Source organism: Melioribacter sulfuriphilus, from assembly GCF_052656625.1.
Genome location: NZ_JBQXXK010000004.1, coordinates 184,174 through 200,676, shown reverse-complemented (window position 1 = coordinate 200,676; position 16,503 = coordinate 184,174). Strand labels below are relative to the sequence as shown.

Sequence of the window (16,503 nt, the reverse complement as noted above, 5' to 3'; positions counted from 1 at the left end):
ATAAATGAAAAGGGTTTTCCAAGTAAAACAGATTACGATTATAGTTAGTATAGTCTTATCGATGGCAGTTTACTTACTGCTGGAACTTGGTGCTGGAAATGAAAAAGCCGAAATTGTTGCTGCCACGGCTACTTTGATGGCACTACTTTGGATTACCGAATCGATACCACTGGCTGCAACTTCGCTAATCCCGCTTGTAATTTTTCCATTGACTGGTGTAATCTCCGCTAAATCAATTTCCCAGGCTTACATTAATTCGACAATTTTTTTGTTCATAGGTGGGTTTATTATTGCTATAGCAATGGAAAAATGGAAACTGCATAAAAGAATAGCAGTGAACATAATTTATTTGCTGGGGAATTCGCCGGGCAAAATAATTCTCGGTTTTATGCTGGCTTCTGCTTTTATTTCTATGTGGATTTCAAATACTGCTACTGCTGTAATGCTACTACCAATCGGATTGTCAGTAATAAAAAAAGTTGAAGAGGAAAATAAAAACAACGATGTAAAAAATTTTTCAATTGCATTAATGCTCGCAATAGCGTATTCCTGTTCGATTGGAGGGCTTACTACGCCTATCGGGACTCCCCCTAATCTTGTTTTTCAACGTGTCTTCAAGATCAACTTTCCTGAGTATGAGCAAATTACTTTTGCCCGCTGGATGATGCTTGCTCTGCCAATTACAATTACATTGCTTGCGTTTGTGTGGTTTCTATTGAATAGAATAATTTATAGAACTACGGATGAAATTAGTATTGACAGGTTAATTATTAAAGAAGAGAAAAGTACACTCGGTAAATTAAAGGGTGGTGAGAAATCGGTACTGATTATATTTGTCGCCACTTCGCTTCTCTGGATTTTCCGTAGTGATATCAATACCGGTTTGTTTGTAATTCCAGGTTGGACAAAATTGATGCCTAATAGTGAATTTATAGATGATGGCACTATCGCAATTGCAATGGCTCTTCTTCTATTTATGATACCCGTAAGTTATTCTAACAGTGATATAGGATTCGTACTCGAAAGGGATGCTATTAATAAAATTCCGTGGGATATTGTACTTCTATTTGGAGGTGGATTTGGCCTGGCATACGCTTTCGTTGATTCGGGGTTATCTGAAATTATAGGTAAACAATTTATTACTTTAAAAGGACTTCATCCTTATTACTTGATTTTTTCAATTTGTTTGATCGTAACTTTTTTGACAGAACTGACATCCAACACAGCAACGGCGCAAATTTTATTGCCAATTCTTGCATCTCTGGCTTACGAATTAGATATTAATCCAATGTTGTTGATGCTGCCGGCTACGTTTTCTGTCTCGTGCGCATTTATGTTGCCAGTAGCCACGCCCCCTAATGCAATTGTATTCAGCAGCAGAAAATTGGAAATTAAAAATATGGCTTTGCCAGGAGTCATCATAAATTTAATCGGAGCTGTTATTATTACTATAGTTGTGATAATGAATTTTAAAATTAATTAAAGGAGGGGAAAATGACTTATTATAATTCCAAGGTCGTAAATTATTCATTTGACGAAGCAGAGAATAGAATTAAAGGTGCTTTACCAAAGGAAGGATTTGGTGTATTAACTGAAATTGATGTAAAAGATATTCTTAAAAAAAAGATCGACGTTGATTTCAGAAATTATAAGATATTTGGTGCCTGCAATCCACCACTTGCATATAAGGCTCTTTTGATGGAAGAAAATATTGGGGTTTTGCTTCCATGCAATATAATACTTCAAGAAAAACATGATGGCACAGTTCAGGTAAGTGTTGTTAATCCACTGGAATCGATGCAGGCAGTTAAAAATTCTGCTCTGGCAGAATTAGCTTCGGAAGTATCAAAAAAGCTGGAAAGATTTCTTGCTACTTTATAATTAAAATATTGGCAGGTTTTTTTTATACTTGTAATATAGATTATGAAAAAAATTGTATTATGAACATACGTAAATTAAGAGAAGCTGCAGATTTTGTATTTGAACAGAAAAGATACGACGAGGCGTTTTACATCTATGATGCAATTTACAAGAGTATATGGACTGCAATAGGTACAACTCATTCGGCTCTTGCAGGTTTTTCGCAAAACTTTTTGAACTCTAGCTTTAAAGCCTCATATGAATTTAAGAGTATGTTTGTGCCTCAAGCTGTAGAAAGCACTTGTAAGAAGTGGTTCGATATGGATACTGACCAGACACTCAATGAACTGATGTTTACGACATACGGCCACCTTCAATGCATCAGTTATTCGCCTGAACTTTCTGTTACAGTTCCTTCAGACGAAGTTTATAACGAATTCCTTGTGCTCCATACATTAATCCTTGAAATGAGTTCGGACAGATGGGTCAACTCGCTTCTGAAAATAGTTACTCCAGTCGTTGAAAATAATATTTTGATTAAATTAAGACCCAATTTGAAAATTGATACTGTTAAACAGAATCTAATTGAGAACTCCGCAAAAATTAAAGATACCGATTGGTATAATGTTAATTTGTTTATGCTCGATTACCTGTTCAATATTGGTGATAACAGTTCGGAACTTTTCACTTCTGTCAACGACATTGTTGGATTCTATTTCAGACAAAAGACTCACAGAAAGTCTTCCCGAAAAGAGGAGAAAACTTATACACAATATGAGAAATACGAAAAGTACGAGAAATACGAACGCTTTGAAAAGTTTGAAAAAAGAACTTCTTCGGATGATGAGGAATTCGATCCTACAAAAGCAACCGACTTCGAAAAAGCAAAATACTACGGTAAATTGCTGGGCTTATCGGGAAAAGTTACTAAATCATACATACGCAAGCGTTACCTCGACTTAATTTCGAAATATCATCCGGACAGAGTTAGCGATCTTGGAGATGAACTTAAGGTATTGGCAGAGAAAAAAACGAAACAGATCAATGCAGCATACGAATGGTTCAAGCAAAAATATAAACTATAACTAAAAAATAAGGGGGAATTAATGCAACGGCTTGTAATCTTCTTGTTTCTACTTTTCGTCACTCTTAACGCTCAAAACAAAATTATAATCAACGCCGATTTGGGCAAGTACAAAATCGACAAAAATATTTACGGACATTTTTCTGAACATCTGGGCAGATGTATTTATGATGGGTTTTACGTCGGGGACACAAACAAAATTATTCCTAATACCAGAGGCATAAGAAACGATATAGTAAAAGCCCTCAGAAAAATGAAAGTACCTGTACTGAGATGGCCGGGTGGATGCTTTGCCGATACGTATCACTGGAAAGATGGAATTGGACCTAAATCCGAGAGACCGACAATTGTTAATACTTGGTGGGGCGGCGTAACTGAGGATAACAGTTTTGGCACTCATGAATTCATGGATCTGTGTGAGCAACTGGGAGCTGAACCGTATATATCGGGCAACGTTGGCAGCGGAACCGTCCGAGAAATGGCAGAATGGGTACAATACATGAACTTCGACGGCAGAAGTCCAATGAGCGACCTACGCAAAAAAAACGGGAGGGAAAAACCCTGGAACGTTAAATACTGGGGAGTTGGAAACGAAACGTGGGGCTGCGGCGGTCATATGAGACCAGAACATTATGCAGATGTTTACAGAACCTATGCAACTTATTTGCCCGGCAGCTCAAATATTAAATTATTCAGAATTGCCTCGGGTGCCGCTGGCGATGATTACAATTGGACTGAAGTGTTGCTTAAAAATATTCCACTGAATCTTATCGAGGGGATAGGAGTTCATCACTATGCTGTAATTGATTGGAACGCAAAAGGTTCAGCCACCGATTTTACTGAAGACCAATACTTCAGAACAATGCAAGAAGCACTCAAAATGGAAAAGATTGTCGAAGGACATATAAATATTATGGATAAATATGACCCACAAAATCGTGTGGCTCTGGCTGTTGATGAATGGGGTGGCTGGTACGACGTAGAACCCGGTACAAATCCAGGCTTTTTATATCAACAGAATACAATGAGAGATGCGATACTTGCAGGTGCAACTTTGAACATTTTCAACAATCATTGCCGCCGGGTTAAAATGGCTAATCTGGCTCAAACAGTAAACGTACTACAGGCAGTAATTTTGACTAATGAGGAAAAAATAATTCTTACTCCCACCTATCATGTAATGGAAATGTACAACGTTCATCACGACGCAACAATGTTGCCAGTTAATGTAACTTCAGAAAAATATACGGTCAACGGTAAATCCCTTGATGCAATTTCTTGCTCTGCTTCGAAAGATGAAAATGGTAAAATTCATATATCGCTTGTAAATATCGACATTCGCAATAAACACAATGTCGAAATCGACCTGAGAGGTACGAATGTAAGCAAATGCATAGGCAGAATACTTACATCGGAAAAAGTTCAGGATCATAATACTTTTGAAAATCCGGAAAGAATTAAACCCGCTTCATTCAAGGGGTTTAAACTAAGTGGAAATAAACTCCAGGTAGAACTGCCTGCTACATCGGTTGTTGTACTTGAACTGGAATAATTATTTGATATACTCACACCCTTTTTCGAGGGTGTGAGTATTTCTCTAAAAGTTTGCTCTGATTTGAAAATCTATAATGTTTTGTATGTCCTGGCTTCTTCCATCAGAACTTTATATGAATAGCCGTAGCCGAAATCTTTATCGAGTGTAATTTTCCCTTCAAAAGTTAACACCTCGCCTGGATTAACATTTTCATTTGTTGTAATCGTTAAATCGTAGTTACCGTCTTTGCTTGTCCCATCTTGGATATGAACCCAATTTTTGCCCATTATTCCGGAATTAACTTTTATAACTTTGCCTCTAATTTTTACGACCTTATTCTTGTAGGCATCGGATTTAGCATAAAGTTCTGCTATTGTTATTCCGCCAGGAAGTGGTTCCACCTTAATTTCGAGCTTGTCAATTTTAGGTTTTTGGGGTGTTGTAAGTGTCCCCGTCCCGAGTTGCTTTTCTACATAATCGACGAAAAATAGCGAATCAAATACTTTATTCAATTCAGTACTTTTGAAGTTCTTCATCTCCATATAATTGTTGAAATAAATAACTTCACCTTTGTTGAATTCAGCTTTTGGTACTGCTATCCAATATTTATTGCCTTTTTCGTCCACGTTTAGATAAGTGTAATTTTTCACCTGAATAACGTCTTCAACTTTGACAGTATGGGCAAATTCATTTGACTTTTTTGTTGTTTGTTCGGACTGGTCGTTTTTTTGACATCCGAATGCAATGAATAAAAACAATACAATTAATAATTTATATGTTTTCATAATAGACTTCTGTTTATTGATACGAATATATGAAATCTTACGATAAATTTTGCTTATCTTCCTGTATAAAAAAATATGTTTAAAAAAATTTTCATAAAAATATGAACAGTGTCATTCTCGGAAAAAACGAAGAAAGAAGGATTAAAAAAGGACACCTCTGGATTTTTAGCAATGAAATAAGGTTTATCGAAGGCAGTCCTGAAAATGGTGAACTAGTTCAAGTACTGGACAACAGCAGGAAGTTTTTGGGATTGGGTTTCTACAACAAAAACTCGCTGATAAGTGTAAGAATTATAAGCAAGCTGAAGGAAGTTAATTTACATGAGCTATTAAAGGAAAGAATATTGAACGCTTATGCTTACAGGAAAAAAGTATACCCTGAAAGGAATTCTTTCAGACTGATTTACAGCGAAGGCGATTTGATACCGGGATTGATAATTGATAAGTACAATGATACATATGTCTTGCAGGTATATTCGATCGGTATCGAAAAAATTATTAGTATTATAACTGAAATATTGAAGAACGAATTTGGTGCAAAAAATATATTTACTAAAAACGAAGAGTATTTCAGAAAGCTTGAAGGCTTGCCAGTTGAGGATTACGTTTATGAAGGAAGGATGGAAAGGGAAATTATTGATGACGGTTTTGTAAAGTATGAAATTGATTTTTCGGATAGTCATAAAACGGGTTTTTATTTTGATCAATGTGATAACAGACAATATGCGGGACAGTTTTGCAGAGGAATGGATGTGCTCGACTGTTTTTGTAATTCGGGCGGTTTCGGTTTACAAGCGGCTTTTAACAATTGCAACAGTATAACGTTTGTGGATTCTTCAGCAAAGGAAATTCAAAGGGCGGAACACAATTTCAAATTAAATTCTTTTTCTGTCGATGCTTCCTTTGTAGTTGACGATGCTTTCGATTTTCTGAATAAAAAGATTAATGAAGGCAGAAAGTACGACGTGGTAATAATCGATCCGCCAGCTTTTGCAAAAAACAAGAAAAGTCTTCCCACTGCAATTAAAGGCTACGAAAAATTGAACCGATTGGCAATGAGTGTAATAAAAAAAGGTGGCATTCTGTTTACTTCTTCATGCTCTCATCATTTAAAGGACAATGAATTTATTAACGTACTTAACAATGCGGCAAATAAAGTTGGCCATTATGCAAGAATAATTTATTTCAATCACGCATCTCTTGACCATCCGCGTCTTACAGCAATGGAAGAAACCGTCTATCTTAAATTTGCAGGCGTTATACTCGATTGACTTTTATCAACGAGATCGGTATCAGTGCCAGGAAAGCAAGGAATGCACCAGCATAAAAAACGGCCTGAAGTTCGCCTAAACTAAATGCAATTCCCATCAATGCCGGCCCTATCGTTTGTCCGGCTCTTAGAACCATACCATTGACCGACATAAATACCGCTCGGTATTCAAATGGTGCAATACTGCTCAGCAGAGTCTGTATTGTAGGTAAATTCAATCCCTGTCCTACGCCGTAAATGATAATTGATAATATGAGAAGTGATATTGTATGGCTCAGTGACAGAGTAATCAACGCCGTACCGTAAAATAGGAAAGAAATAAACATTATTTTTTTATAAGATAAGATCGTGGATAGTTTACCCAAACGTGAAGAAACTATTGCCGTAGTAAATGACATAATTGACATTATTGTACCGATGTGTGCAGAATTAAACTTATAAGTTTTATTCAATAAAAACGGAAGGTATGTCAAATATGAACCATATAAGAGTATAAAAGTCACAAGACTAATGGAAAAGAGAATTATTGCATCCAGAGATTTAATTGTTCTCAACGCATTGGAAAGATATTCTCTCAATGTCTGTGTGTGGGGAGTTTCTGAGCTGTCAAGATTAGTTATCACAATAAAAGCAACCGGGATTGCAAAGGCTGGCAGAATAAAGACGTAACTCCATCTGATACTGGCAAGCAAACCACCAATTAATGGGTATGCCGAAGTAGCAATACTTAATACGCTTGCATTATACCCCATAGCCGCTGCTCGCTGGCTGCCTTTAAATAAATCCCCTATTAATGTTACATTTAAAGAGCCTAACGAAGCTGCACCAGCTCCTTGTATAAATCTTAGTATTAGGAGGTATTCGAATTTGCCAGCGAAGAAACATGCAATGCCGGCAAATCCAAACAAAAGCAGCGAAGGGACGAGAACATTCTTTCTGCCATATCTGTCTGCGAGTATTCCAAGTATTGGAGTTAATATTACTCCTGGCAGTGTAAAGAAGACGATTAACAAACCGATTTCTTTGCCACTTAAATTGAAATACGCAGCAATATCGGGAAAAGCAGGGGTTATACTCGCTACTCCCATTACTGAGATTAGCGTAATGGCATAAATTATACGCAGGTTTTTATTAACACACAACTTCATCAAATAACCAAGAAATGGATTACAAACATAATAAAACTGACGGATTACGAAATGCTACTCGTCATTGAACGAGCGGCACAAATTAAAATTAGAGAGTTTTCTTCTTAATAAGAAATTGATTTTGTATCGTAAATTTCATTCTTGCTTTTTACACCTCATAATTTACTCACCGTAATATGTTTGATTGGATTTGTCTTAAATATATTCCGATTGAGCGTTGCACACCGACCAATATAAATATCATTGTGTTTAGATAAAAAAGCTTGAGTCGGAGATCGATGAAATTACGCTGATATAATTATTAAGCCCTTAAAATAGATGAAACGATTTTGGAAAATACATAATAACTTGTTTATATCATCAATACGAATCAAATTAAATAACTGGCGTCCTATTATTTAATAAAGAAATTCTGATGGAAAGTACAATTAAGAAAAGAGACCTGAAGATTAATTGTAAAAAAAATAATGATTTATCAAAATGATAAAAGCAATAATGAAAATTATTTTTATTTTTTGTGGGTGTAAATAATCAAATTAAAAGGGCAACAATCAGGGAATAAAATGAAATACGGACATTTCGAAGATCAAAAGAGAGAATATGTAATAACAAAACCAGATACGCCATTGCCATGGATTAATTATCTCGGAACAGAAAGTTTCTTCGGTATAATATCAAATACTGCGGGCGGTTACAGCTTTTATCAGGATGCGCGTTTGAGAAGATTGACAAGATACCGATATAATAATATACCCATGGACAGCAATGGCAGGTATATTTATATCAAAGATGGCGACATGGTTTGGAATCCAATGTGGAAACCGATGAGAGTAACTCTGGATAAATATGAATGCCGCCACGGACTCGGTTATACAAAAATAACCGGTCAAAAGAATGGACTTGAAGTATCCATTCTTTATTTTGTTCCAATCGGTGCGCGCAATGAAGTTTGGCATGTGGAATTAAAAAATATGTCAAACGAAAAAAAGAATATCAGAATGTGGAGCTTTATCGAATGGTGTTTGTGGGAAGCATATGACGATATGACAAACTTCCAGAGAAATTATTCTACGGGACAGGTAGAAGTTGAAGACGGCACAATTTTTCATATAACTGAATACAGGGAAAGACGCAATCATTACGGATATTTTGCCTGTAGCGAAACAGTTTCGGGATATGACACGAGCAGAGATGCATTCGTTGGGCTTCATTACGGACTCGATGCACCCATTGCAGTAATCGAAGGCAAATGCAGAAACAGTATTGCTTATGGATGGCTCCCTATAGGTGTTCATCAAATTGATATTGAATTGAAGTCAAGCGAGTCGAAAAAAATCAATTTCATACTTGGTTATGCCGAAAATCCACCAGAGGAAAAATATTTACCCGACGGAAAAATTAGAAAAGACGAGTTTCTAAAAGTAAAAGAGAAATACCTCGTGTCGGAAAATGTAGAAAAATCATTTTATGAACTGAGGTCTTATTGGGATAGACTTCTTTCGATTTATAACGTAGAGACGGATAACGAGCATGTTAATAGAATGGTAAATATCTGGAATCAGTACCAGTGTATGGTAACGTTCAATATGTCGAGGTCAGCATCGCTTTATGAATCGGGGATTGGAAGAGGTATGGGTTATCGAGATAGTAATCAAGATATTCTGGGATTTGTACATATGATACCCGAACGTGCGCGTCAGCGAATTCTCGATATTGCATCGACTCAACTTTCAGATGGAACATGTTATCACCAATATCAACCTTTGACCAAAAAAGGGAATACCGATATAGGCGGTGGATTCAACGACGATCCTCTCTGGCTTATTTTGTCCACTTCGGCATATATTAAAGAAACAGGCGATATTTCAATACTCGATGAAAAAATCGGATACGCTGATAAACCTGACTCCAGCGCAACATTGATAGACCATCTTCACCTTTCATTGAATTATACTTTGAACAACAGAGGTCCGCACGGCTTACCACTTATTGGGCACGCTGACTGGAACGATTGCCTCAACTTGAATTGTTTCTCGACTACACCGGGTGAAAGTTTCCAATTGGCGGGACACATCGAAAATGATCGTATAGCTGAATCGGTTATGATAGCCGGCTTATTTTGCCGGGCATGTGACGAGATGGCTGCCATTCTTAATTTTATCGGTAAAAATCAGGATGCGGACAATTATAGAAACAAAGCTGCTGAAATGAGAAAAGTAATATACAAGCACGGTTGGGATGGAGAATGGTTCCTTCGAGCTTACGATTCATACGGAGAAAAAGTTGGTTCAAAAGAAAATAAAGAAGGCAAAATCTTTATTGAAAGTCAGGGCTGGTGTGTACTGGGTGGAGCCGGTCTTGATAATGGTTACGCACTCAAAGCGCTCGACAGCGTTAAAAAATACCTTGCTACTCCGAACGGAATAATTCTTCAACAACCCGCTTATTCAATTTACTATCCGCATCTTGGAGAAATTAGTTCGTATCCACCGGGTTATAAAGAAAATGCAGGAATCTTTACTCATAACAATACCTGGATCCAAATTGCTGAAACAATTGTCGGACGGGGCGAACGCGCATTTGAATATTATCTCAGTATTTGTCCTTCAAAAAAGGAAGAACAAATAGATACATATCGCTCTGAGCCATATGTATATAGTCAGATGACAGCCGGTAGAGATGCACCTACTTACGGCGAAGCAAAAAATTCATGGCTTACAGGCACCGCCGCCTGGTCCTTTGTCTCAATTTCACAATATATTCTGGGCATTCGTCCCGACTTCAATGGCCTTATCGTCGATCCGTGTATTCCTTCTCAATGGAAACTGTTAAAAGTAAAAAGAAAATTTAGAAATGCTGTTTACAATATTACAATAAAAAATCCATCGGGTATCAACAAGGGTGTTAAAAAAATTACTCTGGACGGAAATGAGATAGATGATAACAAATTGCCAATTTTAAATGATGGTCAAAATCATGAAGTATTGGTTATATTGGGGATGTGATTTTATTATGGGTATAAATCATCTATTACATTCTTGAACCGTGCGGGGAAATAAAAAAAGTCCGATTAGCTAGGGCGAACTAATCGGACTTGGTGTGTTTATGAGGGGTGTGTTGTGTAATTTCTATGCGTTTGACTCTCTTAAAACGAAATAAGTTTCATAGGGATTAATTTTTCTCCTTATTCGGAGCGCAATTCTCTAAAAATTCCAATAGCTTTCCGAAGAGTTAGCACGATAAACAGAAACATTAATGCCAGTATAACTATAAATAAATTCATCTTATTGCCTTTTTTGATTTCAAAATATCACCATTTTTATAAAGAATTTGTGCCGCTAAGCAACAGAGTGATTTGTATCAACAATAAAATGAATTTTTTCTCACTCTATTATCGTACTTTTTTATTATCAGTTTAGATCTAATCTCTAAAATTCAGGAAGCCTTAGTGTTTTTCAGGAAAGGCGGTACATCAATATTTGTCGAGCTTGCAAAACTAACATAAATTACGTGTTCTAAGTTCAATAATAAATTTAAATATGTTACACGTACCAGAATTATATTTAGGAATATTGGAGCTAATAAAGATTACTCAAAATCAGAGTTTATCAAATCAGATTTTAGTAAAGTAAGTTCGGGATTGCAGGTCAATTTAATTCGATTTAAATTTATTTTTAGTTATAATTTAATGACAAAGCTCCTCTTTTTTGCATTTCCAATCTATGGTGATCAACACGTATTGTAGTTAAAATTATTGTAATTATTATCTCTCATTAATAATATAATTGACTATCTCATTTCAAAATAAAAGTCTCAGTGATTTAACTGAGGCTTATTTTATTTGTAGCGGGGACAGTCCGCACATTTGGGAGGCGGTGAGAAAATATTTAGAAAAAAGATTTAAACTTGATAATGTGCTATAGATTACCCTTCAGTTCTGACAGGGCTTATAATTTCTCCATAGTAAAAATCATTTTTAATAATGAATTATTTTTTCTTAGTCTCGTATACTCGCTTTGCCAATTTTTTCACTAATAAAGTTTAAGATGATTTAAGAGGGAAGCTGAATCTATTCCCTATTCACTCGGTGTCCTCAGAGTTTTCCAATTTTGCTAACGCTCATCGGTTTTAACTACTAGCAAGTCTATTAGAACAAATCGTAAAATACCGTTTTAAGAGATACTACAAACTCTCTCAAGTATTTGCGTTAATGGAATAAAAATATACTCCTTAACGGCGTAGGCAGGCTTGTTAAGCAAAGTTAGAACTGGTATAAAAATTTCACATTATTAAGTATAAGTTTTTTTTACAAAATTATTTTTGAGTTATAATAAAGACTTACACTAAAGTTGCTATCAAAAATATCTAAACAAAAACGATAAAGTATGATTGATGTCTATGTAAAGAAATTTTAAGAAAAATGGCTATAACAGGATAATATTGTAAAGAAAGGTCGGTAATTTTTATATTACCATATCTATAGTTAGAATCAAGTGTTGCTAAATTTTTTGCCTTTAGAATAAAGGTAAAGATTGTAAGTGTGCTATCTATAATTTAAGTCGGGATTGATAAAGTGAACTTATGGTAAGTATATGAATCAATAAAGATGTATCGAAATTGAAAAAAGTGAGTAAACATTGCATAAAATGGTAAAATAAAAGATGCCCTGTATTGATACAAAACGCTATGTGATTATAAAAACACATAAAAATGTCGGAGAATCTTCTTACAATTTTTAAATAGGTCTAATTTGGAGCATTCAAAAAAAATTAGAGAGTTTATCTACTTAATAACAGATTGTTAGTATAACCGAACTGAAAATACCAAATTACATAAGCATGGTAGAGAAGATTTTGCTAAATGAAAGTTAATAAGTAATTTTCTCTTAACATTTAACCTTTCACTCTTTACGTTATAGTAATTAAGTCCATCTTTAAGATAATTATGAAGTATAGATTAAAGGCATGATAAAGAGTTATTTTGGGGTATAAGGGTTCGGAACTATGAAAATCTATGTTCAAATTATCCAGCGAGATATTTTACGTATTAAAAGTCCTTTTGATATAGTGTAGGTATTATGTTAGCAAAATTACAATTATGGACATCATATAGTCGTAAATAAACGAAGCTCTTCTAAAAAATGCTCCTTGAAGGGCATAGACGAAATAATTATTAAATTAACACTTATATTAGAGTCATTCAAAATATTGAATAAAAACTAGAGATAATAAAATATTTGATTCATAAAAAATAGAGTTAAAGCAAAATTAGATTTAGAATATTCTTGATAAGAATACTCTAATGACTAATAGAGTAAAGTGATTAAGAGATATAAAAGCAGATAATATTATCAACCAACGTGAAAAACAATATCAATGGATGTAAAAAGCTAAAGGTATTTATGTATAAAAGTCATGATAAATTTATAAAAGTAATACTTGAAAAGCTCAAAAGAAATTTTACCAGATTTTTGCTACTGTTTCTTCTTTATGTATCGCCTGAAAGACAATAAAGGTATACATTAACTTATGAAAAAATACATTATAAAAAATCGGAAGTAGCTGATTAATTTATTCAAACTAGTTACTTACTTTGAACTAAGTAAAATTTGAAAAAGTTACTTTCAACATGAGTAAAAAAATATTACGAGATCCATCAAAACATGGCGTGTACACTTAGGGTTAGCACCTTTAGCTTAGAGAACATTGTTTCATTCGTATGAAAGATCTTGCATGGAATGAACATAATGCAACTTTTTGTTCAGAATTCTCTATCTATATGGAAGGTTTGCTATAAAATTTTTTAGAGTTGAACAAGTAAATCATTAGACATACAATAGGTCGTCATTACAGAATGAGATATAAAATTCAGTAAATAAATTATATAAAAATAAGTTTATGCAAAGTTAGAGAGGTGCTTGGCTTTATGTTTGTATACGAGATAATAAATCAACAAAAATTATTGGACTAAAACTTAAACTAAAGAAAATTCTCTTGAATCGAATTAATAAAGAAAAGATGTTAAAAAAAAAAATTAGATCAGGAACTTCAAAGTTTTGTCAGGTTCCTCCAAAAAACTAAAAGATAAAAATCGGTGTATATAACATATTTTGTGCTATACATACAAAGCTATTTACCCAAAACAATTTTTCATTATGAATAATATAAGGAACAATACTCTATATGGTCTCACTCTGATCTTTTATGTTTCCTTTTCAAAAGAAGACTGGCAAAATAAAATTCTTGTTATACCAAAAAAATAGGAAGCATCGGTATTAAAGTGTTTACATAAGAAATTCAAATAGAATGCTATTTTTACAAAGTATCAAATTATTAATTAGCAAATCAATAATATTTTGTAGAAGCTGATGTTGAGCTGATGAAAAAACTTTTTTAAGAATTTTTTAAGAAATCAAAATACTTATAAAGTCATTAGGTATTTGTAGCCTTAAAAATCGATGTTGATGATTCTGATTTCTCTGAAATATTATATTGCTAAATTATAGGATTTTTTGGAAATTTAAATTATTAAAAAATATTATGAGTTTATACAAAACTTAAAGATTTCTTGAAGTGTGTCAAAGCTGATAAACAAACAGGAATTATAAAAAGAAAGATATGACAAGATTTTTAATATAGACGAGTTAAATGATAAAGTATAAATTTCTAATAAATATTGCTTAACTTGGTTAGTAATCAAAAAAAAGTATAACCGAAAAAGGTTATGAGTTATAAAAATAAATGGAAAAAAATATGAAAAAATATTCTGGACATAACACAAAAAGGAAAAGACTACTCATAAATGACTTGTACAGGTCAAAACATTCAAATACCCTTTATGTGTCCCACTACTATTTTGCTTTAAATGACGGGAAAGATTTGATTTTTTATTATAATCCTTTCTATTATTGGGATGAATTACCGGTTGAGAAAGTGGATGATACTGTTTGGGAAAATTTGGAAAAAGAATGTGCTGTATTCAGAAATTTTAATCCTGAAAAAGAAAAAAAAGGCAAAGTTTTAAATAAAAGAACACCGCACCCCCGATTTTTCCCTGAAACTCCAAGGATTGGCAACCATTACTCTCTTTTAGGCAATAGAATAGTTTCACACCATCAGCATTTTTATTTCCTTGATGATTATGGTGGCTGCTTTAAAGTCAATACCAAAGACCTGACCCATTATGATATAATAGTTATGCTAAATTGTAATGTGATGACGAGAACACCAAAATATATAAAATCAATTTTTGACCTCGAATGTTTTCGAAAACCTCTAACTTCAAATTCAAATACTATTATTGGTGCAATTATTGGTGATGTAATTGGTTCTGTCTTTGAATGGAGTAACCTAAAAACTACCGAATTTGATTTGTTTAGCCCAAAGTGTGATTTTACAGATGACACGGTATTAACAATTGCCATAGCTGATTGTATACTGAATAAGAAAGATTTTGCCAAGACTATTTGGGAATATGGTAGAAAATACCCTCGACGTGGTTATGGCGGTTACTTCAGAAAATGGTTAAGCCAGGATACATTAAAACCTTACGGTAGTTTTGGTAATGGGTCAGCAATGAGAGTAAGTGCTGTCGGTTTTGCATATGATGACATTGCAACCGTTATGAAAGTAGCTAAAGAGTCAGCGGAAGTAACACATAACCATCCTGAAGGAATCAAGGGAGCACAAGCAACAGCGACGGCAATATTTCTTGCACGACAAGCCAAATCAAAAAACGAAATAAAGGATTTTATATCATCTACTTTTAATTACAATCTCAATTTTACGTTAGATGAAATTCGTCATTCTTACAAGTTTGACGCCACTTGTCAGGGTTCTGTACCTCAAGCAATCGTAGCTTTTCTTGAAAGCTCAGACTTTGAAAGTGCAATTAGACTTGCTATATCTATAGGCGGGGACAGTGATACAATCGCTTGCATAACAGGCGGAATAGCTTCAGCTTATTATAAACAAATTCCTAAAGAAATAATTGATTTTGTAGTTGGCAAACTACCAAACGAATTTATCAAAATAATTAACAAATTTGACGAACAATATTCTGGAAAATAAAATCGCAAATGCAAAATTCATTTATGAAAACTTCTGAAAGCCAATTTATATAACATTACTAGGTTTATTAGTAATTCTTTTTTTAACTATATAGAGAAATACTTCCAAATACTAAATGTTTCATACATGCAATGTTTAGAACAGGTTGAAATTTTTAAATAATTTGACTTTTTCATACTACGTGAAATTAGCAAATTTAGCTCCTACCAGTGCTTACACGAACTCTAAAAAAAGCAAATAAAAAAAGTATTTTTTTCTTCGCTATTTCGCTCAAAAGTGGAGTGCTACTTAAAGTTAGAACGGTTGGTGCACCATAGTTACTGCTTTCTACTTTGTTGAAACTGTTATTTAATTTGTTTTAAGACCAGGATGTAATACTTTGGGAGAGCTTTCATTCCGAAACGCAGGATTTAGTTTTGTGGATGAATTTAAAAAGGTATTAGCAATGCGTTTATAAATCCATTAGCCAACGGATTGAACCTGCAACCTTCGTACAAAAAAAATTCAAAAAGAAAAAGCCTCAGTATTTACCGAGGCTTATTTGTTTGTAGCGGGGACAGTCCGTTAGCCAACGGATTGAACCTGTAACCTTCGCACAAAAATATTAAAAAAGAAAAAGCCTCAGTTATTTACCGAGGCTTATTTGTTTGTAGCGGGGACAGTCCGTTAGCCAACGGATTGAACCTGCAACCTTCGCACAAAAATATTAAAAAAGAAAAAGCCTCAGTATTTACCGAGGCTTATTTTATTTGT

General features: G+C 34.2%; 9 protein-coding genes. 7 read left to right on the top strand and 2 right to left on the bottom strand.

The genetic code is table 11. The features are described 5' to 3' along the window. Positions 1–4 precede the first annotated feature (4 nt). Genes ACUN8G_RS06475 through ACUN8G_RS06460 form a run of 4 tightly spaced genes read left to right on the top strand, consistent with a single transcriptional unit; the run spans position 5 to position 4,496 of the window. Positions 5–1,483 carry an SLC13 family permease gene (locus ACUN8G_RS06475; protein WP_437347681.1) on the top strand — a complete coding sequence of 493 codons (1,479 nt, stop codon included), beginning with the start codon at positions 5–7 and terminating at the stop codon, positions 1,481–1,483. A gap of 11 nt (positions 1,484–1,494) precedes the next feature. Continuing rightward, on the top strand, positions 1,495–1,881 hold the full coding sequence (locus ACUN8G_RS06470; RefSeq protein ID WP_437347682.1) for a DUF302 domain-containing protein: 387 nt from the start codon (positions 1,495–1,497) through the stop codon (positions 1,879–1,881). 59 nt (positions 1,882–1,940) lie between these two features. Further along, positions 1,941–2,945, top strand: a complete 1,005-nt coding sequence (locus tag ACUN8G_RS06465) for a J domain-containing protein (protein WP_437347683.1) — start codon at positions 1,941–1,943, stop codon at positions 2,943–2,945. Between the two features lie 21 nt (positions 2,946–2,966). After that, positions 2,967–4,496, top strand: coding sequence for an alpha-N-arabinofuranosidase (locus ACUN8G_RS06460; protein ID WP_437347684.1), 1,530 nt, complete (start codon positions 2,967–2,969; stop codon positions 4,494–4,496). Between the two features lie 71 nt (positions 4,497–4,567). Here the strand turns inward: ACUN8G_RS06460 and ACUN8G_RS06455 are convergent, their stop codons facing one another. Next, positions 4,568–5,263 carry a GW dipeptide domain-containing protein gene (locus ACUN8G_RS06455; RefSeq protein WP_437347685.1) on the bottom strand — a complete coding sequence of 232 codons (696 nt, stop codon included), beginning with the start codon at positions 5,261–5,263 and terminating at the stop codon, positions 4,568–4,570. A 101-nt stretch (positions 5,264–5,364) separates the two neighbouring features. Here ACUN8G_RS06455 and ACUN8G_RS06450 point away from each other — a divergent pair, with 101 nt between their 5' ends. Further along, positions 5,365–6,534: a class I SAM-dependent rRNA methyltransferase gene (locus ACUN8G_RS06450; protein WP_437347686.1), complete on the top strand. Its 1,170-nt coding sequence runs from the start codon at positions 5,365–5,367 to the stop codon at positions 6,532–6,534. Here the strand turns inward: ACUN8G_RS06450 and ACUN8G_RS06445 are convergent. Next, positions 6,521–7,681, bottom strand: a complete 1,161-nt coding sequence (locus ACUN8G_RS06445) for an MFS transporter (RefSeq protein WP_437347687.1) — start codon at positions 7,679–7,681, stop codon at positions 6,521–6,523. The genes ACUN8G_RS06450 and ACUN8G_RS06445 overlap by 14 nt on opposite strands. 563 nt (positions 7,682–8,244) lie before the next feature. Between ACUN8G_RS06445 and ACUN8G_RS06440 the strand changes: the two genes are divergently transcribed. Both ACUN8G_RS06440 and ACUN8G_RS06435 read left to right on the top strand, forming a co-directional pair. Next, entirely contained in the window at positions 8,245–10,686 is a 2,442-nt protein-coding gene (locus tag ACUN8G_RS06440) for a glycoside hydrolase family 94 protein (protein WP_437347688.1), read from the top strand. Between the two features lie 4,290 nt (positions 10,687–14,976). Further along, positions 14,977–15,750, top strand: coding sequence for an ADP-ribosylglycohydrolase family protein (locus ACUN8G_RS06435; RefSeq protein ID WP_437347691.1), 774 nt, complete (start codon positions 14,977–14,979; stop codon positions 15,748–15,750). Positions 15,751–16,503 lie beyond the last annotated feature (753 nt).

What these genes read in the sequence shown, in the direction of transcription:
- ACUN8G_RS06440 (WP_437347688.1), top strand. Translation starts at nt 8,245, where the DNA reads ATGAAATACGGACATTTCGAAGATCAAAAGAGAGAATATGTAATAACA.
- ACUN8G_RS06455 (WP_437347685.1), bottom strand. Translation starts at nt 5,263, where the DNA reads ATGAAAACATATAAATTATTAATTGTATTGTTTTTATTCATTGCATTC.
- ACUN8G_RS06470 (WP_437347682.1), top strand. Translation starts at nt 1,495, where the DNA reads ATGACTTATTATAATTCCAAGGTCGTAAATTATTCATTTGACGAAGCA.
- ACUN8G_RS06475 (WP_437347681.1), top strand. Translation starts at nt 5, where the DNA reads ATGAAAAGGGTTTTCCAAGTAAAACAGATTACGATTATAGTTAGTATA.
- ACUN8G_RS06465 (WP_437347683.1), top strand. Translation starts at nt 1,941, where the DNA reads ATGAACATACGTAAATTAAGAGAAGCTGCAGATTTTGTATTTGAACAG.
- ACUN8G_RS06445 (WP_437347687.1), bottom strand. Translation starts at nt 7,681, where the DNA reads ATGAAGTTGTGTGTTAATAAAAACCTGCGTATAATTTATGCCATTACG.
- ACUN8G_RS06450 (WP_437347686.1), top strand. Translation starts at nt 5,365, where the DNA reads ATGAACAGTGTCATTCTCGGAAAAAACGAAGAAAGAAGGATTAAAAAA.
- ACUN8G_RS06460 (WP_437347684.1), top strand. Translation starts at nt 2,967, where the DNA reads ATGCAACGGCTTGTAATCTTCTTGTTTCTACTTTTCGTCACTCTTAAC.